Consider the following 20,419-nt stretch of genomic DNA (forward strand, 5'->3'; position numbering starts at 1 on the left):
CCGAACCAGCGCCAGAAAGTCCCATACGACCTGCCAGAGCATAAGACAAAGTCGGTCATGCGAACCCAGACCCACAAGGCCGACGGTTTCAATGAACTCAGGTTCGAAGATCAGGCGGGCGAGGAGGAGATCTTCGTGCATGCCCAGAAAGACAGAAATGAGAAGGTACTGCACAATCACACCGAGCGGATAGATAACAATTGGATCCAGTCCGTCGGTCACAATCGGGCTATGGAGGTGGACAACAATCGTGACGAGGTCGTTGGTGGAAACATGACTGTCAGCGTTGGCTCGCAATATCGTGGTGATGTTGTTGGCAGAGCGTCGCTTACCAACTGGCAGGGCATCACCAGGGTCGGCATGGACTATGGTGAACGGGGCCTCGCGCCGATGGGAGAAGGCAACCTTTCGTTCCGTGTACAAAGTAGCTGGGCCGCACAGGTTGATCGTCATGTGCTGTATTCCGTTGGCGGGCGCTGGGATCAGCAAATTACCAAGGATATGTCGCTGGATGTCGGAACCCATCTGGACGTCGCTGTGGCGGGCAACCACGTTGACAGTGCGGGCGAGCGCCGGGTTATCCAAGCGGCTCGCAAAGTGGAGCTCATTTGCGGAGAAGCCCGAATTTCCCTGCATTCCGATGGTCGCATCCAGCTTAGTGGCGAGACGATGAACCTGTCTTTCAGAAAACGGATTACGGCATTTACGGATGCAGTCAAGATAACAGCAAAGTCCGCATACAAAGTGGTTGCTGCTCGTATTGATTTGAATTGAGGGAAAGATGCCGCAGGATGGAATAGCATATAACGGCGATGTTTTGACCGGAGCCGGAGGTGGCGAGGACGAGGCGTTGGAGATCGAGATTCCTGACGACGATCCAAACTTCCTTGTTCAAGCTGCAAACAAAAACCCTCCATCGGCGTGGGAGCGGTTTAGGGCAATAGTTGGAGGTGCTGCAGAAGGTGCCTATTCATGGCCCTTCGACTATACTCTTTGTGTTCACTGGATAGTCGGCATGGCCGGCTTTTATGGACCACGCGTGCAACAAAACTGCATTTACCATCGAGACAGGATACTTGACGTACTCGATGCAGGGATTCGCCTGATCTACTATCTTGTTTTCCGAGGCTTGCTATGGCGTCTGTTAACAAACGAAACTGCACAAAATATCGCACGAGATCAACTCTCACAGTCTGACAGAGAAGCGTTTGACCAAGCGCTTGATCGTGCCATGCCCAATGAAGAAAGACGGGCTCAAATAGCTGGCCGTTTTGCATCTGGTCACTTCTTTACACGATGGATGAGAAGCAGGATTCGGCGGCGCGGTGGAGGTCAAATTGAGCAGAGAGGTATCGGGTGGACGAACTTCATAATGCTAACGTGGGGCTCTGCTATACATGCCTCGCATAATCATCCGTCGAACTTTGGTATCATTGAAATTTTCATTGCATGGATAACAGGTGACGCCGATGCAGGGTTGGACAACGAAACTTATGTGGCGCTCTTCCGCGCGGCCCAAACGTTGACAGAGAACGCAGCATTCATTGATGAGCTTGGTCCAGATTTTGAACTGTATCGAGAGTTTATACAAGCTTTGTTAGACTTTGGTTTAGGAGGAGGGCAAAACTAGTGGGTTTTTTGAAGTTCCTTTTTAACTCCTTGGTCAACATCCTTGCTGAAATCGTTACCGGTGTTGGTTTTATTTTTCTTTTGGGAGGAGTCGTATCACAAATATGGGTTATTGCATTGGCTGGTGCCGCAATGATGATTGTGGGTTTCTTTCTTATTAGAACTAGAGATTAACAGCTTCACCATTTCAACGGCATCATGAAAATATCAAATAGATTCGACGCCAATCTGGCATGGGTTGTGAAAAAGACGATGGGATTCAGGATATATGAATTGATCGCGGTGAAATCACCGAAGAAACTTGGAATGTTTTTATCCGGCAGATGGCTCAGCAATGAACTGGTTTAGTTCACTTTAATACGTTGGAGTGGCATCTCAGCTTGTCGCCGCTCGTATCGCTATATTCGATCTGAGCCGAGGATCAGGATCCGAAAGCTACAACATAGAGATGGAGGGCGCTACCTCTACTGGAACTGCCCCGCTTGCCCCGCAGATGCAGGATCAGATCAGAACCGGATTTGGCCGGTTCCAAAATCTTTGTTCACTACCGCAATCGCTGTCCTCAATATCCATGGACACTGAGGATGCCCAAGGAGCGACTGTAACAATGGAGGATATCGCCGACTATCTTCTTTTTGAATGTCGTTTGAGCCGGCTGAGCATTGATTGCTGCAATCGCCTTGATAGCTTACCTGACTACGGCGAGGTAACCGGTTTTACCGTTGATCAGTTTAGCAACGAGCTTATTGAGCGGTATTTCTGAAAATGGGTGAGCCTAGCACATCAACTGCGAAATGGATTATCATTTTATGGAGTATATGGCATTGCGTCATCCTTGGGGCTGTCACGGAACTGACCTTTACACAGATGGGCAATCTTGCAGTTGAGGTTGCGGTTTTTGTTGCGGTTATCGGCCTGGCAGCTGGCGCGCAGATGTTTGTGGGAGCCAAGGTTGAAAGCTTGACCCGTGTGCTGGGCGCGACATGGACACTGTTGCTGCCGCACATGCTCCTCAGAATGCCGACTTCCTATTTCTTATCGCATTTTCTCTCGATCATCGCCTTACTGGTTCTCATGGGGGCCTTCCTGTATGCTCCTACTGGCTGGTTTCTGGCTGCGGGATATCTTCCGCATACCATCCTGAGTATAGTTTCTTTAAGCTTGCTGATCCGGTCCATCGGGAGATAACAATCCCCGCTACGCCCCGCAAATCCGACAGCTGCTCCGGCCACAGCTGCTTTCCTTCTTCCCCGGCCTTCGGTGGCAGTCCAAATGTCGCGATCAACTGCATCCCCGCGCTTCGACAGGGCGACACAGTTGCACCCCGTGGCTGCGGCAAGTGCAAGCCACATGGTCGCAGTGTATTCGGCGGATCGCCGACCGTGTATGTGAACGGATGCCCTCTCGCGCGGATCGGCGACGGGATGAACGCTGCTCGGCGCCGCGGCCTTGTCGTGGTGCGCCGGTGCCGATCTCGGCCAGGTCCGCCGTCACTAGGAAAGCATTGCGCCTGTCCTTGAGGTCGACGCAGCGCAATGTCGCCCGGCCTGGCTGCCCTCGCCGGCGATACTGGTGACACCACGCAAGGGCTGCCGTCGATTGTCTGATATGGCCCCGTCAGGTGAAGGAAATAACTTGCAAATGTGCCTCCAGATCGCACACAAGCCAGCCGCCGTGCTGATCGAGCTGCCCGACGGCACCCTCGCCACTGCAGACCTCCATCTCACCCGCCACTTCCTGCATGCGGCCGAAACCGGCGCCGAACCAAAGGAACGCGCAGACGAGATCGTCAAAGCGCTTACAAAAGCAGTTGGTTGATCGAGGTTGATATTGATGATGAGGTTTCTCCTTCGGATCAGTCGGCAACTAACGACATGCCCGCCAAAGCAACTGGCTCCGGAGCCCTCGAGAGCTTTCGCCGGAAACCTACGTTGGAGGATGGTCAAGGACTCGTCTAGACTCAAGCCAGGAGCGTGAACGTATCAGATCCGAAGCTGATTTGGCAGCGAGGTTACAAGCAGAGTTCTTCTTTCCAACGGAGGACTATTGTAAGTTTCGCAAGCGCGTGTTCCGCGTTTTGGAACAGCGCGAAGCACTTATGTCGCGCGGCGTCTTGAAAGCTCAGGGCGCTGCCATCGTCGGAGCTTCGGGGCCGGGAAATTCCGTTTGGTCAAAGAAATTGCCAAGGATTTCGAAGACGTTGTCGGTGCAACCGGAGAGCGGGAATATGGACATACTATTTTCACTGCAGTCATCCCCGGCCGTGCATCGAAAAAAGCGAACCTCAAAGAGATACTGAAACAATTGGGTCATCCAATCAGGGGCAACCCAAGTCAACCAGACCTTCAAGCGCGGCTTCAATTCTAATTGGTGGAGCAACGTATCGCAGCCATCCATCTTGATGAGATCCAAGATGTTGGTCGCTACAAAACGGATGACTCTAACGAGCAATTCGCGAAGAAATTCCGAAACCTGATGCATGACTCTGTCTGGCCAGTTTGCCTTATTTTGGCTGGTACACGGGACGCCAAGTGTTGGCTGAAAAGTGATAAAACTCTCCACAGTCCGTTAAAATCGTGCGAGATGTGTCCTGCCAAGTTAGAAAAGCCTGACAGGTTGGGCAAAGCAGTGCGTATATTGGCTTCCGTGGCTGGTTTGTCGGATAACGGGCTATTCGAGGTCGATAAGTTTTTCATGATCCTTATCCACGCCAGTGCAGACTGTTTCGGGCCAGCGATTGAATTCGTTATTCAAGCGGTATCGGAAGCAAAGGCGAATGGTGACACAGTGGTTTATCCCGATCACTTCGCAGATGTCTTTGAAGACCGGATCGACTGTGCGGAGGACCAGAATCCGTTCCTTGTTACGGAATGGCACCTGATCGACACCAAAAAAATGATGACGCGAGCCCGCAAGGAACAAGGCGCTCCGAACAGACTCACTGGCTAAAAAACGACTGAAACGACCTAGACTGAACGCTGTCCGGCTTAGGCGGCATTTTTTGCAGCAAGTCGCAGTGAGGAACCAGTTTGACACTTCGTGAGACCAGTTTGATGCTTCTGCAGGTCATTCTCAGGTTTCGTTGAAGATTTTCAGTGCTCTGATAACAAGAGATAACGTTTTGATTTAGGACCAGAGTTCGGTTTTGGTCACCAGTAAATCAACGGCCGTGTTTGACGACAATACGACTGTGCCCATCACTCGTGTGGAATGCTGCCATGTCGAAGAAGTTGATCGCCGGGTTTTCGGGCGCGATGGCGTCCAATGATTTCACGTATGCAAGCATGTGGCTGCATCCCGATTTTGAGTACTACATGCCGCAGACGGGTGAGTATTTGCGAGGGCGCGAAGGCTTTGCTGCCATGAATAACGCTTACTCGACTGAGGGCACATGGGCTTTTTCGGTCCGCTCTATCATTGGGGATGATGACGCGGTCGTATCCGATGTGGAAGTGATGGATGGTACACTCGAGGCACGCGCCATCACGTTTCACACCATCAAGGACGATTTGATTTTGCGGCAAAAGGAGTTTTGGCCGGACAGCTATCCCGCGCCGACCTGGCGGGCGCCGTGGCGGCGTATCTTGGATGCGCCGCCGTTCTAGCAGACAAGACGCTTCATACTTCGAAAACCCGTTGCAACGGCCGCATCTTTGGGCTGTGCGCGTAACTGTCGCCGTCTGCGTACGCTTTTTTACGGCCTCAGCTTGGTTTTATTGGAGTGCTGAAAGACGGTTACTTGGAGGACGTCCAGAGGTCGTAGAAGTGGTGCACTGGACCGTGGCCGTGGCCGACGGATAGCATATCTGCGGCTGCGATTGCTCCGGTGACATACGTCTTTGCAGCGGCTATAGCGTCTGGCAAGGCAACGCCATGCGCCAGTTGTGCGGCCAAAGCTGACGATAGCGTGCACCCGGTGCCGTGCGTGTTTTTGCCGGGGGTTCGGGCACTGTTGAACCAGTGCTGTTCGCCGTGCACGCACAGCACGTCCGGACTGTCCAAACCATCAAGATGCCCGCCTTTGATCAATGCCGCCTTCGGTCCCAGGTCGGTCAGGGCTTTCGCCTGGGCCGCCATCTCGTCCCGCGTGGTTGCCACTGGCTGGTCGAGCAGATGGGCCGCTTCGGGCAGGTTGGGCGTGATGACCGTGGCGCGTGGCACCAGCTTGGTCCGGAGCGTGTCCATGGCGTCTGGCTGCAAAAGCGGCGCGCCGCCCTTGGCGATCATCACGGGGTCGAGGACCACGGGGGTATCCGGGTGCTTTTCCAACGCGTCCGCCACCGCGTCCGCAATCTTGGCATTGGCGATCATGCCGATCTTCACCGCGTCGACACGGACGTCGGCAAAGACTGCCTTGATCTGGGCTGTCACAAAGGCGGGCGAGATGGTTTCCACACCGGTGACGCCTTGCGTGTTCTGCGCGGTGAGTGCGGTGAGGGCCGCCATGCCGTAGGCGCGGTTGGCGGCAATGGCCTTGAGATCGGCCTGAATACCAGCCCCGCCGGACGGGTCGGAGCCTGCGATGGACAAGACATTGGGGATCATTGGATTTCCTTCAGTTCGGTGCGCAACGCGCGGACAGCAACACATGGGTCAGGCTGGCCGCAGATGGCAGAGACGACGGCGATGCCGTCGCAACCCGCCGCCAGAACATCGGCGCACTGTCCCGGTTTCAGACCGCGGATGGCGACGGTTGGGCAAGGGGCGAGGGCCGTGAGTTGTGCAAGGGCGTCAAAGCCGATGGCCGGTTTGTGGTTGGATGTGGTGTCAGTCCGGGATATGCCGCGCTGGCCAATATGCAGCCCGTCCACATCCGCGGCGCAGGCCGAGTCGAGATCGTAGGCGCTTGTCAGCGTGGTTAGCGAACAGCCGAGGGCAGAAACGCCGTGCACGCGCTGGGTCTTTTGGCGCAAGGCATCAAGGGTAGGATTTGGCGTCATCGCGTCGGTCCACTTCTAGCGAGGACAGGACGCACCAAAGTGTTTCTCTTCGGTTCAACCTCCCTCCGCCAGCATTATCCGGGTCAGGTTCGAAGGGTACGTCTCAGCCTTGCGGCGCCCCTGGCTATGCGCAACAGATAGGGAAGATGTCGCTGCTGTCCAAGTGGAAAATTCCGCTGGTCTAAAGCCCATCCTTAGCAATGCGTGTTGCGAGGTCCACCAGCAGTTGCGCACGGGCCTGCGCGACGGAGGTCGGAGCGCCATCCGTCACTGGTGTGGACAATTCAAACAGATACGCGTGATCGCGGCCTCGCCCGTCGAGGTCCACAACGTAGTACTGACCCGACATACGCAGCCGGTCTGCGACGACGCTCAGATCCTCAACCCGCACCTCGACCCGCCCCGATGCGAAACCGTCAAAGGGCCAGGGTTCGGACGCCACACGCCTGCCAGTGATTTCCGACAGGTGCCGGGTCAGCGCAAGCGTCATGGCGCGCGTCGGTGTATCCGCCCAAAGCGTGTCGGACAGGACCAGCAGGTCGCCTTCATTCGCCGTGATTTCGTCTCGCGCGGCGTATGCGGGCAGCGAGATGTCAGCCACTTCGATGCTGGCAAAGCGGGATGGGATACGGTCCTGTGCCACCAGTTTGGGCGAGGCTACGAACTGATCCGGCGTGCCGCAGGCCCACAGGAGGCTCAGGGCGAGAAAGGCAAAGGCGTGGCGCATGGGTTACCGTCCAAGGATCAGGGAATTGGGATTGCGTTGAATAGTGCGTGCCAGGTCGGTCAGGGCCTTGGCTGCCCGCTCGATCTCATTCAGAGCGCGGAGTGTTTCGCGTGAGAATGCAGAGCCTTCCTCGTACCCGCGCAGCGTGCCCTGCGCTTGTGCCAATGTGCTGTTCAGGCGACCTGCGAGAGCGGGCAGTTCGTCGGCTGCCGTTTCGATGGCTGCGGCCGCCTCGCGCGCGGATGTCATGGTGGCGTTTGCGCTGTTGATCAGCCCGCCTGCGCGCAGTTCGGCCAAGGCAGCCTCCGCTTCTTCCAGGGCGCCCGCCAGGGCGTCCGGCAGATTTGCATCGCTTGCGTCGCCAAACAGGCGGCTGGCGGTGGCCAGAACGCTCTCAAGCTCGGCGGCAAGTGTGTCGAGTTCGACGTCTTCCGCGCCTGCCGCGATGCGGTCCAGCCGCTCAACCACCGACGGTAGGCCTGCCACTGCCTCTTCGACGGCGGTTGCGGCGTCGCTGGCGTCGGTAAGCGCGGCGCTGAGTTGGTCGGCGGTGTTTGCTTCGGTGATGTCGTTAAGAACCACGGAAAGCTCGTCAAAGGCTTGGACAACTGCGCCCGGCGCTGCACGGATGTCGTCAGAACTCAGCAGGCTTTGCGCTTCGCGGGCGAAATCCATGGCTTGCGCGACCAGATCGTCAAGCGGCAGCGCGTTGGCGCCATCAACAAAGGTTGCGATCCGCCCTGTCAGGTCCGGCACCTCCGCCAATGCTGTATCCGCCCGCTCGGCGGCAAGGCCGACCCGGTCCACGGCGGCGAGCAAGCGGTCCACGGCTTGCGCGTCGCGGACATCGGACAACAGGCCGCGCACATCGGCGCTGGCGGATTGCAGGTCTTCGATCAGGATGCGCAGGTCTTCTGGCAGGGCCTGTACCTCGTCTGAACCGATCACACCGCGCGCGTCCGACAAAAGGCCGAGGATCTCGCCCGGCGTTTCGCGGATTTCCTCGCTCGCAACGAGGGCGGAGGCGTTGTCGAGAAAGCGGATCGCACTGTCGAGCAGTTCTTCGACCGGAAGGGCGTTGACGCGCTCCAATACGCCTTCGGCGGACACGGCGACATCGGATACCTCGCTGTCGGTGGCGGGGAAAATGGGAAACGGGTCGCCATCGCGGTCGATGGTGGCCGCCGGTGCATCGGTGTCCGTGATCAGTTCAATCTTCAGCCCACCGGCCAGCAGGGACGCCGACACCAGCCGCGCCCGAAGGCCTTCAGCCACCCGCGCGTCCAGAAAATCGACGACTTCTGCACGGCTCAGATCATCGTCGATGCCAAGGCGGGAGGTGTTGATTTCTATCGTGGACAAGAGCCGCACGCGGGAATCGCCAAATGCGTCCGGGTCCACGATGCCCGATACGTTTGCCACGCGCCCGATGCGCAGGCCGCGCCACTCGACATCGGCGTCTGCCGTCAGTCCGCTGACATTGTCATCAAAGATCACGGTTAGGCGCACAATTGCCCCGCCGCTGCCTTCAAACACGGAATTGCGGGCAGCGGCCTCATTCGGGTGCACTTCATAGACCAGACCGGCGCGCAGTGGTTCGCCCCCCGACACAAGGGTGCGGAACGTGATGCCGCCCGAGATAAGCGAGGCCAGCGAGGAAAAATCCAGCGATGCGCCGGATGCACCCACGGACAGGCTGAAGCCGGAGGTGTCCCAGAACCGCGTCGCGGTGGTCACCAACTGGTCGTGCGGTTCATAGATGATGGCAGGCGCTGACACCCATTGACCGTTGACGGAGATTGCAGGCTTGCCGAGGCGGCCCACCTCGATCCCTTTGAATAGGATCGGCGTGTTTTCGGACAGCCCCGCGGCGCGGGTCGATCGCAACTCGATCACCGTGCCCTGCTGGTAGGTCGTGATCAGGGGCGCGCGTTCATTGGCCTGATGTTCATTGACCAACCCGCCCGGAACGCTGTCCCATGTCCCTTCGATGTAGACCCCCGACAGCACGGTCTCGAGCCCGGTGACGCCGCTGGTTGTCACTTGCGGGCGGACGATCCAGAAGACAGCTTCGGTGTCCACGAACGGCGCCACCGTCTTGTCGAGGCGCACGTCCACCAGAACTTGCGACAGATCCTCGTTGAACTGCACATCCTCGACAATCCCAACGGGCACGTTGCGAAAGCGCAGTTCGGTTTCGTTGGGCAGAATGCCCGCCGCGTCGTCAAAGGTGATCTGCACCAGCGGACCCTGATCGTTGTAGGCCTGCAAGGTCACCCAAACTGCCGTCAGGACGGCCGCAATGGGCACCAGCCAGACCCAGTGGGCCCCGGCAAAGAATCCACGTCGCGGCTCCTGGTGTTGCGAGATGTCGGGGATGTCTGAACTCACACCGGGTCTTTCGTGTCTTTTGTCTCAATCCGGTCCCAGATCAGGCGCGGGTCCAGACTTTGTGCGGATAGCATGGTGAAAATCACGGAAAGTGCAAATGTCAGCGCCGCGATGCCGGGCGTGATGGAGGCTGCGACGTTCAGTTGCACCAGCGAGCAGAGGATCGCCACGACAAAGACGTCGATCATGGACCAGCGACCGATGTATTCGACCACTTCGTATAGGATGTATTGCCGCCCCGGCGGCCAGGTCGCGCCGCTTCGCACAGCGAGGGCGAGATAGGCAATGGCAAAGAACTTGCCTAGCGGGATTGCGACGGATGCAATCAGGATGATTATGGCGACACTCCAGGACCCGTGCGACGCCAACTCAAGTGCGCCTGCGATGATCGTGTCTTCGGAGGTTTGGAAAAGGGTGCGCGTTTTCAGCATCGGGTACAGGTTGGCGGGGATGTAGGCGAGGACACCCGCAATCCACCATGCCCAGACCTTTTGCAGGCTTTGCGTGTCGCGGGACCGGATGGTGTTGCCGCAAACGCTGCAATGCGTGTGATCCGCTGGCCAGACCCGCGCGCATTCACGGCAGGCCACCAAACCCTTTTCCCTTGCGGTGACCGTCACCTGTCCAGCGCCTTCCAAACGGACCAGCGGCACATCACGACGTTCTGCACTGCCATCAGCACCACCACAGCCACGAACATCCAGAAGGCGGGTCCAATCTCGACCCGCGCCAGATCGGTCAGCTTGATGAGCGATACCGCACACCCCACGACAAAGATCTCGGCCATGGACCAGGGCCGCATCGCCTCGCTGAAGCGAAAGGCGCGCTTTGCGCCGGGCCATGGTTTGCGGTCAAGCACCAGCGGTGTCAGCGTGTAGATGGTGAGCACAAGTCGGGCCAGCGGCAGCGCGATGATCAGCGCCAGCACGGCCAGGGACAGGGCAAAGAGTGGTCCACCATAGAACGCAAGTGCGGCGTCAACGATGGTGGCGGCGTTGCTGAAGCCAAGGCGCCGGATCTCGATGAACGGCAGGAACAGCGCAGCGATGACCAGAACTGTGGATGCAAAGGCCGTCGCGATGATGACCAGCCCTGCGTCCCGCCGTCTCGTGAATAACCGGGTGTGGCACCTTTCGCATCTGCCCTGATCCCCCTTGTTCACCACGCCCACACGATAGAGTGCGTCGCATTTCGGGCATGCGATCAGGGTGTCGAGGTCAAGCTGCGCCACATCTTTCATGACGCAAGAATAGGGAAGACGTCCCTCGCGGCAACTGGATATCCTGGATCAAGCTTTTGCTTCAGTCGGGTGTCATACGGTTCGGTGTTCGCACCGCCCCCGCGCCCGTCCGGGTTTTCGATGGGTGATCCTTGAGCGGAAACGGATCGCGCGCGACGGCGTCGCGGCTCCACTCACGACCTGAGCCTGCCGCATCGCCGATTGCTGATGCAGCGAGTCTGGCGACCTGTGGGCTGGCGACGCTGGTGCCTGCGAGGCGCACCCAGGACCCGCTGCGCGACCCGGCTGATATGACGCCACGGCGCACAAAGCTGTCGTCGCCTCTGGCTGCGAGGTCGGGACCATCGCGCGGCGGCTGAGGACCTTGGGGCGACGGGGCCAGAGGACCTGCGGCTGAATAGTCGGACAATACGGCTTCCTGTTCCGTGCAGGCTGCCACGACAATGGGTGCCGGGTCGCAGGCAAAGCCGCTGAGCGTTCCCGCCCGTTGGACTGGGCAGGTCGTATCTCGCGGGTCTACGGGGAGCGGAGCACCGTAGCGGTCGAACCGTTTGTAATGCAGATTGTCAAAAAACGCCTGTCGCCCACCCGAGGTTTGGCCTGGCAACGTCTCGTCCCGGCGCACCCACAGATGGATGGGTTCCTTGGACGCGCCAGCGTTCCGTCGGATCGTCACGGTCCATTGGCCTGCAGGCCCCAGGTCAGAGGTTTCAAGCAGATTGGCCGTTGGGTTGCTCGATAGCGTGACAAGACCGCGCTGTGTCTGGCCGCCGATGTACTGATAGGCGAGCCATGCAATCTGTTCGCCCGCCTTGTTGACGAGGGCCGCGTGCTGACCGGGTTGGGTCACGATGGTCCCTTCGTCCATGCCAAACGGTGTGCGCACCGAAATCGTAGCGATGTTCGGTTGTTCATCTTCGGGGCTGACCGGCAGCCAGATTTGCAGATGCGTCGGTGTGCGGTCGTCCGGCAGGACAGTCAGATCAAGGGTCGTGGTCCCGTCAACCTCTGTCCGTTCGTCGGACACCGCATGCAGCCGTTCAAGATTGGCATTGCCTGCTGGAAGGGTGAGCCATGCTTTCTGCTCTGTTTCGGCGTCTTTTCCGAAATAGTGGTCAAACAGCCGCGCAAAGATCCCGGTCCCGTCATGTGGGCCGCCCGTATTGCCGTAGGAAAAGTTGAAGACGACCGGAACGGGAGCGCCAGCGCGCGTGCGAAAACGGCGCGCCTGCTTCACCAGGATGTGGAAGGCCAGATACAGCACCGGCACCATTTCAAGCCCGGTTGTGTCGTTGACGATACGCGACGGAAGGGCCGCGCAGATGATCGGGTGTTTTTGCGCCGCATCGCTCATTGGCTCACCAGCGGCGAGGGCCATGATGTGCGTCCCGTGTGATCGGCGCAGCGCAACGGTCGAAAAGACCCCCTTGCCAAAGTCCACCTGACCCGAGCGGGCATAAAACAGATCCTCGTCCAACATGTCGTCGAATGCGCAGTTCTGCAGAAGTCCGTCGATATCTGCACGGTCCAGCCCGCGGCCCACGCTGGTCTTGCCGTCGGCAAGCGGCTCGGCCTCGAATATGCGGGCGTGGTGGATGCGTGTTGCCGTGGCGCTGCTGCGGAAGAGTTCGTGCGCAATGCCGATGCCATCATCGATGATCGCCTGAAGCACCGCGTCATCGTCCACGATCACCTCGGGAAGCTCGCGCGGCTGCGCATCGCGGTCAAGAAACCTGTCCGGAGCTGATGCGCCAAGCAGGACAGTTGCGACCCCTACTTCGCTGCGACGGTCATTGATATGCCGGATCAGCGGCGCGCGGGCATAGATCGCGATGGGTTGTCGCCCGTGGACTGCGCGGCGGTCCGCTGCGTCGTAGGCTGCTGGGATCAGCAAGTCGTCGGCGAAAGCTGCGACGCGGTCCTGGAACTGGTCGATGCTGATGCCTTCAACTTCCACGAGGACCGACCACCAGACCGCGTCAGGATCATCTGCATAGTGATGATCCGCCCGTGACAGCCGGAAAAAGGTCACATGATCAACGACATGTATCGCATCAGGGTCGGGATTGGGGAGCCACTTTTCCATTCGCTCCGCCCTCAGTTGTCGCAATCGTCGCCGAGGTCGCGCCACTCTGCCAGGGCTTTCGTCCAAAGCCAGGAGAGAGCGGGGGCAGGCGTGTCATCGCCACGTTCTTTGTGTTGCCTCGTCTTGGCCCAGGTGCCGCGATCTGATTGGGCCTTGCGCCTCATGTCGTCGCCTTCGGCGTTGTACAGCTTATGCCAGTCGAAATCCTCTTCCGGGTCGAATTTGGGCGCATCGAACATGGCAGATGTCCAGGTCCCGCCGCGACACATCGCGTGCAAGTGGTCGGCCAGTGTGAGTCCCAACATCGCCCCCGCCACGCTGTCGATTGGGAAGTGCACACCTGCAACCGTCCGGTTCGTGGCAATTCGCGACGCCTGCCGCATCAACATCGCGCCCCAATAGGCCCGATCATTGTACTGCGGCGCCTTGCTTTCGATCAGCAGTTTCCACAGCAGACGCCCGATGAGAAAGGCTTCGGTCGCGTGTCCGCTGGGCAGCGAGCCGTGCGTCGGTGTTTCGATCATCGGCTGCACCTGAGGCGAAAATTCGATGGGCCGTTTGACGGCCAGCGCGTATTTCGTCCGCTGGATCAGCAGTGAAGAGAAGTTGAGCGCGGTGTAGATCAGTTCGATCGTGTGCGGCGTCCGGGCCGGGTCCATAAACCCGATGGAGGCGAAGAAAGCGGTTGGCACGCCCACCTGCGTCGTGATTTCGGCGGCGCGATCCGGGCGGATGCGGGCATACCCCGCCACGTGTTTGAGCTGCGTGGCGAGTTGGTCGGTTGTCGGGCCGGTCATCTCCACCATTTCGTGGAAAGACACCTTGCGCGCCCGTCCATCCCGTTCCGACGTTCGGCGCCACAGGGTGGCCACAGGCAGACCGGCATCGCTGTCGACAGTGATGTCCACACTTGAGCCAAGTTCCGCCTGAAAGATCGCCGCGCGCACCTGCAGCGCGAGGCGAGGCAGGTTGTGGGGGCTATCTGGTACGCCCGGCGCGACGTCGGCGATATGGTCGATATGCGTGCCGACAATCCCGTCTCGGTTGGTGATCAGGGCTTCGGTCAGCATTGGATTTAGGCCGTTTGGCACACCGTACGAACTGTAGGAACTGTACGAGCTATATGAGCTGTAAGAGCTGTAGGAACTATAAGAGCTTTCCGGACCAATGCTCATCGTGATCTCCCCGATTTATTTGTGTTGATGTTTACTTCGGTATGCCTGCGGCACGTAGCAGCTCGGCGAAACGCCGACCGTTTTGGAAGTTGGCGCTGGGTGCCGAACGGAGCCATTTGCTCACGCGCAAGTCGGGCTGAAGTCGCATCAGTTCACCTGATGTCTGCCGCGCATCCTCAAGCATTCCAGCGGCTTGCTGCGCCGCAGCCAGTACGCGCAGGGTTGATGCATGTGTCCGATTGAGACGCCAAGACTCCTTGGCCAGTGCAACGGCACGCGGGTAGTCTTCTGCCGAAAGGTTCGCGCCTGCGGCGAGCGCCAAGTAGAAGAAGCGATGAGGATCGTTTGGCGTAAGGTGAAGCGCACGCTCCGTGTCACGTTTGCCTTCGGCGCCGCGATCCTGAAAAGACGCAAGCGTGCCGCGCAATGCGCGCCCCTGTGCGTCACTGGGATTTATGGCAAGCGCTGCGTCATATCTTGACCCGGCCTCGTCTAGACGGTGCGCGAGATGCGCAAGCACCTGTCCCTCGCACACAAGGGCAAGCGTATGGTCCGGGTCAATGTCCAGTGCGCGGCTCGTCAAATTCAACGCTGCTTGTGCCTCGATTTGCGCATCGTCGGCCCAACCTTGCACAGTGCGCAGGACATGCCAGCGCGCCATCCATGCCAACGGTGTCGGGTGGTCGGGGACCTTGGACGTCACATACTCAAGATAGTTCCGCGCGAGGTTGAAGTCCCGCGGCGCAAACCTGTGCATCAGGCCGACTGCGCCGTGCAGCACGCTGAACAGTTTAAGGTCTGTCAGTGGCCTTGAGCGGGCGCGCTGCACCTCGTTCACCATAATGGCGCGCCTGATATGGGTGATAATCTGATCGACGCACTCTGTTTCGTGCATCCAGCCGCTCGCTGACAGACCGATCCGATCTGACCACAACACCAGTTGCGTGTCGGTCTCTGAAAACTCAACAAGCAGCAATACGGTGTCGTCCCGCTCAAAGATGCTGCCAGACACGATGAAGTCTGCGTTCAGCATCCGCCCGAAATCCTGCATGGAGCCGTGGCTTTGCCCCGGGTCCATGGTTGAGAGGCGCGAGATAACGTTCATGTCTTCGGAGTGGCTTATGGCCGTCGCGATTTCATCGCCCAAAAAGGTGCTGATCAAGGCACCAGTTCCGCTGTCCCGTTGGGAGCGGAATGGCAAAACCGCGAGTGTCGGCAAGACATCACGCGGGTCAAGTTGCGGTGCGATGTTGTGCGGAGCCCGATCATCCGAGGGCGGCAGGGCCACTGCTGCGTTGCGCACTGGCGGGGTGAGGACTTCAATACGCGCGCTTGTGTGTTCGGTGTTTACTTGCGTTCCGTACAGAACGAACCCGCGTTTCGGAACGGTTTTGAGAACGGCCCTGTCCCGATCCCCGATCGCGCGTCTGATGTCGAGAATGCACTGCGTGAGGCTGTCGTCTGTCACCATGACATCGGGCCAGACAATCTCGACCAGTTCTTCCCGGGATGTCAGTATGCCCAGCCGCGATACAAGGTGCCGAAGTACGAGGGCGGATTGCGACCGGAGCATAATTTCATCACCGGAGGCCGTCGCAATACGGTCCGTCGCCACGCAATAGGTCGCGTCGCCAAGTCGAATATGCCCCGACGGTGCATTCATGTAACGTTTCGCCGACGACGTCCCCCAGATGCCGCCAGCCGCCAGCCTGTTCACCGCTCTGCGCCGGTAACGCGCGTTTGCGGCGTTGGTATAGCGCGTGTCCCATGGCGTTCGGTCACTGAACACCTGACGGTCCACAGGCAAAGGCTGCGACTGGTTGCGTAACCTACAGTAGTGGTCAATCGGCGTTTGGGATAGACTAAACATCAGTCGTCCAACCGCAAAAACAGTGCCTCGTCACTGGTGCTTATGCACGTCAGCGCGTCGAGAGAGATCGATTGAGTTGTTCGAACAGAGCGTGCGGACAGGACAATGTCCCTCGATCCTTGCGTTATCCCCGATGGCAGGATGGGCGCCTTCACCAGAATGCCGATCATGTGTGGGCATCCGATGCGCGTCATGACCAGCCAACCGGTCCTACCGATCTGCGCCTGTGAAAGACTGGTTGAGCCTGCGGCGCTCGGGAACACGGCAACGATGTCGGTCAGCTCTTCGAGATGGACCAGTATCGTATCCATGTCGGGCAACACGGCGAAAAAGCTGTTCGGGTTGCTCCAGTGCTTGCTGATCCCGAACTTTGGTGACGGCGCCAGAGCAGTGCAGAACAGCCAGTGCGTCTTCAGAGGACGTTTGTCTGGCCCGATGGCAGTGCAGGTGTATGTCGCGCCGACATGCAGATCATGCGCAGCCAATGGTTCGATCAGATCGAGCGTGTAGTAGGATTGACCGGCAATAAAGCCGGACACGTAGGATCCCCTGCGAGCCTGCGCCACGGCATCAACCTCAAGCGGAACCCCACGGTAGTACGGGTATATGCTGATGTCTTCGAGGGTCTCGGTCTGCGCCATCATCATTCTATTGTTTTGCGCTTTCCTGTTGTGGTCGTGACGCGGGCCCGCATCGTCGGGGAGGCATCCGCAGATTGTCCAAGCGCGTTCGGAAAAGACTGAAATTCTTCCGAAATCTTTCCGAAATCGGCGGTCAAGCAAATCTCGGTTCTTTTTCAGATGGGTTTCAGGACTTTGACGGCCCCGGACTGCGAGCCTGTCCTCGGCACTTCTGCCAACCAAGACATGCTTCCGGGGGAAACTGATCAACCAAGCATGTGAGTCTGATAGGATCAAGAGGATAGCAACATGACCCAAGATATCGCACCAATCAAAAAGGCCTACTACGACAGTCTGGCCAAAAAGGCGGACGGCCCCGTTCAAAAGGCCCTGAACATCCAGAACTGGAGCCCGGTGGACAGCGCCGGCATGGGTGATCTGTTCTGGTACTGGAACAACGCCGCGATCTTCAACACGGACACGTGGAACCAGTTCAACAACGTGATGCAGTACAATGAAGACGGCTACCTGCAGACCACGGACGGTGCCGCGCTGAACACGGGCCTGTTCAACCTGTATATGGCCATGGCCTACAAACTGACGGACGCGGATCAGGCGACGCTGAACAAGGCCAACATGAACGCCGCCGGTATTCTGAACACCGTGGTGGGTGACTACACATCCATGTTCGGCGCAATTCCGGCCGACCACAGCGCCACGGCCACAGCCAAGCTGATCTATATCACAGAACAGATCCTGGGGTGGGGCGCGGATGGCTTGACCCTGGCGGAGTTCCGGACTTCGACGAACCCCACATCGCTTTTGCCCAACGCGCCTTTGGGGTCGGCCAAGCTGATCAGCGACTTTATGACATATCTGTCCCAGACGGATGCCGCTGCAACGGTTCAGAACGCCGTCAACAGCTACAACAGCCAGATCGCTCAATGTGCCAAGAACCTGAGCCCGACACCGGCGCAGGTGAAACCCGGCTGGATGTCGGCGGCGGACGTGACGGGTAAGACGGCGATCCTGCCGTACCTCAACATCGCCGAACCGACGAGCACCATCCAGAATGGCCTGAACGGCAGTCAGGGTTTTGACATCGCCATGTCAGTGACCAAGGTCGACCAGTCGACGTCCCAGGTCTCTGTCGAAGGGGGTGCGGGTGTGTCCGGCTGGATTGACTGGTTCCATATCGGTGCGGGCGCCAGCGCAAGCTACAATGCGTTCTCGTTCGACAGCAACGTGACGCAGGTTGATCTGAGCCTGAGCTTCAAGGGTGTGACCAAGTTTACCCCGCAGCTGTCGGCCAGTGCCTACAACATCGGTACCGGTACGGGCTGGTGGAACCCGACGCTGATCAAGTCGGCCGCCAACCACGATCCGAGCGTGAGCGGTGTCGCATTCACCACACCCCAGTCCTACAATTTTGCCGAGGATGGCAACTTCGGTGTGCTGGATGTGCTGGCGATCTGTGACCTGCCGACCATAACTATGGTGTTCCACAACGCGAGCGAGCAGGAGTTCAAGTCGCACTTCTCGCAAGAAGCGCATTGGAGCGTCAGCTTCCTCGGCATTCCGCTCGGCGGCGGATCTGAAAGCTACGAGAGCTCGGTCTACAAGTACGACGCGACCAGCGGTACCGTGACTGTCACCATGACACCCCCGCCCGCTGTGATCCCGGGCAACATCCTGACTTCGCAGGCCTACGTCATCGGCGCAGACTGCGCATGGCCGGGCGCGAAGTAAGGGCGCCAGCTACGGTTCCACCCGGCGATCAGTGATGATTGCCGGGTGGTTTTTTTTGACGCTATTCGTGGTTCCAATGATTTCGTAACGCGAGGTGGGCAGATGCATGACCCGTACAACGCTTTGCGGCGGCCTCTTGCTTTATCCTTGAGGCTTTCGTCACCGGCGGCCCAACACATCCAAGGCGGTCCGCAGAATGGCAAACAGAAAAAAACGGCCCCGACACCGCCCGAGTTCATGCCCGTCGATACCTCAGGTGTTGGAGAATTCCCCTGGCAATGGAACAACATGGGCACCTTCAATGCCCAGACATGGGCGTTTCTGAACACCTTTGCAGCGCGCGCGCCCAGCGGCATGCTGCGCCTGATCCCGGGGTTGACGACCTGGTACTACAACCTGATCAGCGCGACAGCTTATGTCTGGACGAAAGACGATCGGGCCCGGATCGATACGCATTTAAAGGACGCACGTGCCGCCCAGTCCCAGTTGATCCAGGCATATCAGTCTATGGTGTCGCCGATCAGTCCGGCAGACAAGCAAACCGCCGCAACGGCCCTTGGTCTGAACGCGGCAAGCACCCTCATTTACGTGGTCGATTACCAAATCGCCTATATCTGGAGTGGTCGCAAGGACAGCGGCCTCGCGCCGCTCACTGTGTCCGAGATTAGGGCGACGCCCATGGACAGTCTGTTTACAGGCGCGCCAGCGGCAGTCCGCAAGGTTCTAAAGCCCTTGCTGGAGGCCGCGTTCCAAAATGAAGAGGCGTGGGCGGCCGAGATTGACAGTCTGTGGAATATGGGACGGGCCATTCGCCATGCCGCAGACAACACCTTTGCGCCCGGGGTCGCAAACGACAGCGGAATGTATACCATTGATCGAAGCGGGGTGACGGATGTGCGTCACAGTTTCACCGTTGCACCATCAACAGTAGAGATCGAAAACACCCTGTCTTCATCAAAGACAATCACCCAGTCGTTGTCGATGCGTGACGCTGGCAGCGGCAGCGCTCTTGTTTCGGTCGATGGGGCGCAGGCCGCACGTGTTCCGCAATCTGTGGTGAAGCTGCGCGCGCATAAGGGGGCTCCAAAGGATGTCCTGGCGCATGACGGGGCAGGTGATCGTGCCGAGGTGCGCATCACCTATCACGGACCTGCAGAAATCACGGTGTCGGCACAAGCGTTTGCCCCGACGCATGGGACCGGCTGGTATCTCGAAGCGCCGATCACCCAGGCGGCCCGGAACCAGTCGGGGACCACCAAAACGGGGTACCAGTTTCAGCTTCCGGTCGACACCGCCCAGCTTCAGGCGGCCGAGATGAGCCTTCTGCAAAGGCTGCTGGTCTGTCGCGCTATCACGTTCGAGGTCGTTTATCCCAACGGGGATCCTACGCGCCTGGCCAAAAGCATTCCGACCGGTCCAGGCTCCAGTGCGACGCTCATGGGTGATGTGCACGTTTCGGCAAATTCCAAACATGCAGCGAAAGCCGCGATGCAGACCGATACACAGACCGGCGCGCCCAGTCTCGTTCTCAAGCTGGGCGAGGACGCGGCGGGAGGAGCGCCCGGTCCCTTGGCCTTTGTCATTGGGGCGCAGGTCCATCGCCCCTTTCCCACTTTGGACCCTGCGATGCGACGGAAGGCAAAGTTTCAACAGCTATTGGCGCTGCCGCCAAACGCTGCTCCGGTTGCGACCGAACACACTTCGCCCGGGGACGCTCTTGTGGCCGTTTACGAAGGTATCTTCGGCACGATCACGTCTGCGCAGTTGCAACATGCAGGGGTCAAGACGGCGCTCGACTATGTGCTCACCTATGTCCTCGGCACCCAATGGAGCGGGACGGCTGCGCGCCACGCTCCCCCGCTGACCGTTGCACAGATGCGGTCCGCGCTTATGCTGCGCGCCCTGTTTCCAGAAATGCCGCTTGAAGGCGCGGATTTGTTGACTGAACTGCACGCCTTTCTCATGCAATTGCCCGCGCGCTCGTCCTAGTCA

The 20,419-nt window shown here is 58.8% G+C and carries 19 protein-coding genes, 1 pseudogene and 1 riboswitch; of the genes and pseudogenes, 9 read left to right on the top strand and 11 right to left on the bottom strand.

What is annotated here, in order from left to right:
* The 5 genes and pseudogenes from RA29_RS16480 to RA29_RS22920 form a co-directional block, all read left to right on the top strand.
* Positions 1-774 (top strand): annotated as a pseudogene (locus RA29_RS16480) (hypothetical protein); the annotation flags it as partial.
* Between the two features lie 7 nt (positions 775-781).
* Positions 782-1,630 carry a hypothetical protein gene (locus RA29_RS16485; RefSeq protein WP_039688033.1) on the top strand — a complete coding sequence of 283 codons (849 nt, stop codon included), beginning with the start codon at positions 782-784 and terminating at the stop codon, positions 1,628-1,630.
* Between the two features lie 866 nt (positions 1,631-2,496).
* Positions 2,497-2,817, top strand: a complete 321-nt coding sequence (locus tag RA29_RS23635; protein ID WP_241462631.1) for a hypothetical protein — start codon at positions 2,497-2,499, stop codon at positions 2,815-2,817.
* 2 nt (positions 2,818-2,819) lie between these two features.
* Positions 2,820-3,149, top strand: a complete 330-nt coding sequence (locus RA29_RS23850; RefSeq protein ID WP_342666428.1) for a PAAR domain-containing protein — start codon at positions 2,820-2,822, stop codon at positions 3,147-3,149.
* Positions 3,150-3,201: 52 nt separating this feature from the next.
* Positions 3,202-3,447, top strand: coding sequence for a hypothetical protein (locus tag RA29_RS22920; protein ID WP_152613047.1), 246 nt, complete (start codon positions 3,202-3,204; stop codon positions 3,445-3,447).
* Between the two features lie 303 nt (positions 3,448-3,750).
* Here the strand turns inward: RA29_RS22920 and RA29_RS23280 are convergent, their stop codons facing one another.
* Positions 3,751-4,110 carry a hypothetical protein gene (locus RA29_RS23280; RefSeq protein WP_193743555.1) on the bottom strand — a complete coding sequence of 120 codons (360 nt, stop codon included), beginning with the start codon at positions 4,108-4,110 and terminating at the stop codon, positions 3,751-3,753.
* Positions 4,111-4,266: 156 nt separating this feature from the next.
* Between RA29_RS23280 and RA29_RS23285 the strand changes: the two genes are divergently transcribed.
* Together RA29_RS23285 and RA29_RS16510 are read left to right on the top strand one after the other, a co-directional pair.
* Positions 4,267-4,578: a hypothetical protein gene (locus RA29_RS23285; RefSeq protein ID WP_193743556.1), complete on the top strand. Its 312-nt coding sequence runs from the start codon at positions 4,267-4,269 to the stop codon at positions 4,576-4,578.
* Positions 4,579-4,847: 269 nt separating this feature from the next.
* Positions 4,848-5,234, top strand: a complete 387-nt coding sequence (locus RA29_RS16510; RefSeq protein ID WP_039688043.1) for a nuclear transport factor 2 family protein — start codon at positions 4,848-4,850, stop codon at positions 5,232-5,234.
* A gap of 130 nt (positions 5,235-5,364) precedes the next feature.
* On the opposite strand, the gene thiD is transcribed toward RA29_RS16510, so the two are convergent.
* The 10 genes from thiD to RA29_RS16560 all read right to left on the bottom strand — a co-directional run bounded on the left by thiD (position 5,365) and on the right by RA29_RS16560 (position 16,705).
* Entirely contained in the window at positions 5,365-6,174 is an 810-nt protein-coding gene (gene thiD, locus RA29_RS16515; protein ID WP_039688045.1) for a bifunctional hydroxymethylpyrimidine kinase/phosphomethylpyrimidine kinase, read from the bottom strand.
* A complete protein-coding gene (locus RA29_RS22035; protein WP_052249718.1) occupies positions 6,171-6,569 on the bottom strand; it encodes a thiamine phosphate synthase in 399 nt (132 codons plus the stop codon). Before RA29_RS22035 ends, thiD begins: the two co-directional genes overlap by 4 nt.
* Before the next feature lie 43 nt (positions 6,570-6,612).
* Positions 6,613-6,701, bottom strand: a riboswitch (TPP riboswitch).
* A gap of 49 nt (positions 6,702-6,750) precedes the next feature.
* Positions 6,751-7,296 (bottom strand): ABC-type transport auxiliary lipoprotein family protein, encoded by a 546-nt coding sequence (locus RA29_RS16525; RefSeq protein WP_039688047.1) that lies wholly within the window; start codon positions 7,294-7,296, stop codon positions 6,751-6,753.
* Between the two features lie 3 nt (positions 7,297-7,299).
* Complete coding sequence (locus RA29_RS16530; protein WP_052249719.1) at positions 7,300-9,687, bottom strand: MlaD family protein; 2,388 nt, start codon at positions 9,685-9,687, stop codon at positions 7,300-7,302.
* Complete coding sequence (locus RA29_RS16535) at positions 9,684-10,307, bottom strand: paraquat-inducible protein A (protein WP_039688049.1); 624 nt, start codon at positions 10,305-10,307, stop codon at positions 9,684-9,686. Before RA29_RS16535 ends, RA29_RS16530 begins: the two co-directional genes overlap by 4 nt.
* Positions 10,304-10,927 carry a paraquat-inducible protein A gene (locus RA29_RS23640; RefSeq protein WP_039688052.1) on the bottom strand — a complete coding sequence of 208 codons (624 nt, stop codon included), beginning with the start codon at positions 10,925-10,927 and terminating at the stop codon, positions 10,304-10,306. Before RA29_RS23640 ends, RA29_RS16535 begins: the two co-directional genes overlap by 4 nt.
* Before the next feature lie 61 nt (positions 10,928-10,988).
* Positions 10,989-13,013, bottom strand: a complete 2,025-nt coding sequence (locus tag RA29_RS16545; RefSeq protein WP_039688053.1) for a S8 family serine peptidase — start codon at positions 13,011-13,013, stop codon at positions 10,989-10,991.
* Positions 13,014-13,024: 11 nt separating this feature from the next.
* Complete coding sequence (locus RA29_RS16550) at positions 13,025-14,083, bottom strand: phosphatase PAP2 family protein (RefSeq protein WP_052249720.1); 1,059 nt, start codon at positions 14,081-14,083, stop codon at positions 13,025-13,027.
* A 136-nt stretch (positions 14,084-14,219) separates the two neighbouring features.
* Positions 14,220-15,977 carry a winged helix-turn-helix domain-containing protein gene (locus tag RA29_RS16555; protein ID WP_193743558.1) on the bottom strand — a complete coding sequence of 586 codons (1,758 nt, stop codon included), beginning with the start codon at positions 15,975-15,977 and terminating at the stop codon, positions 14,220-14,222.
* An 80-nt stretch (positions 15,978-16,057) separates the two neighbouring features.
* Complete coding sequence (locus tag RA29_RS16560) at positions 16,058-16,705, bottom strand: hypothetical protein (protein ID WP_039688055.1); 648 nt, start codon at positions 16,703-16,705, stop codon at positions 16,058-16,060.
* A gap of 282 nt (positions 16,706-16,987) precedes the next feature.
* Between RA29_RS16560 and RA29_RS16565 the strand changes: the two genes are divergently transcribed.
* Together RA29_RS16565 and RA29_RS16570 are read left to right on the top strand one after the other, a co-directional pair.
* Positions 16,988-18,427: a hypothetical protein gene (locus tag RA29_RS16565; protein ID WP_039688057.1), complete on the top strand. Its 1,440-nt coding sequence runs from the start codon at positions 16,988-16,990 to the stop codon at positions 18,425-18,427.
* A gap of 237 nt (positions 18,428-18,664) precedes the next feature.
* Positions 18,665-20,416, top strand: coding sequence for a hypothetical protein (locus tag RA29_RS16570; protein ID WP_152613049.1), 1,752 nt, complete (start codon positions 18,665-18,667; stop codon positions 20,414-20,416).
* Positions 20,417-20,419: the final 3 nt, after the last annotated feature.

Source organism: Tateyamaria sp. ANG-S1 (assembly GCF_000814025.1).
Taxonomy (GTDB): Bacteria; Pseudomonadota; Alphaproteobacteria; order Rhodobacterales; family Rhodobacteraceae; genus Tateyamaria.

Excerpts from the sequence above, each read along its gene's own strand:
- RA29_RS16545 (WP_039688053.1), bottom strand. The coding sequence starts at position 13,013 with ATGGAAAAGTGGCTCCCCAATCCCGACCCTGATGCGATACATGTCGTT.
- RA29_RS16570 (WP_152613049.1), top strand. The coding sequence starts at position 18,665 with ATGCCCGTCGATACCTCAGGTGTTGGAGAATTCCCCTGGCAATGGAAC.
- RA29_RS16525 (WP_039688047.1), bottom strand. The coding sequence starts at position 7,296 with ATGCGCCACGCCTTTGCCTTTCTCGCCCTGAGCCTCCTGTGGGCCTGC.
- RA29_RS22035 (WP_052249718.1), bottom strand. The coding sequence starts at position 6,569 with ATGACGCCAAATCCTACCCTTGATGCCTTGCGCCAAAAGACCCAGCGC.
- RA29_RS23640 (WP_039688052.1), bottom strand. The coding sequence starts at position 10,927 with ATGAAAGATGTGGCGCAGCTTGACCTCGACACCCTGATCGCATGCCCG.
- RA29_RS23280 (WP_193743555.1), bottom strand. The coding sequence starts at position 4,110 with ATGCATCAGGTTTCGGAATTTCTTCGCGAATTGCTCGTTAGAGTCATC.
- RA29_RS16510 (WP_039688043.1), top strand. The coding sequence starts at position 4,848 with ATGTCGAAGAAGTTGATCGCCGGGTTTTCGGGCGCGATGGCGTCCAAT.
- RA29_RS16550 (WP_052249720.1), bottom strand. The coding sequence starts at position 14,083 with ATGCTGACCGAAGCCCTGATCACCAACCGAGACGGGATTGTCGGCACG.
- RA29_RS16560 (WP_039688055.1), bottom strand. The coding sequence starts at position 16,705 with ATGATGATGGCGCAGACCGAGACCCTCGAAGACATCAGCATATACCCG.
- thiD (WP_039688045.1), bottom strand. The coding sequence starts at position 6,174 with ATGATCCCCAATGTCTTGTCCATCGCAGGCTCCGACCCGTCCGGCGGG.
- RA29_RS16565 (WP_039688057.1), top strand. The coding sequence starts at position 16,988 with ATGACCCAAGATATCGCACCAATCAAAAAGGCCTACTACGACAGTCTG.
- RA29_RS16485 (WP_039688033.1), top strand. The coding sequence starts at position 782 with ATGCCGCAGGATGGAATAGCATATAACGGCGATGTTTTGACCGGAGCC.
- RA29_RS23635 (WP_241462631.1), top strand. The coding sequence starts at position 2,497 with ATGGGCAATCTTGCAGTTGAGGTTGCGGTTTTTGTTGCGGTTATCGGC.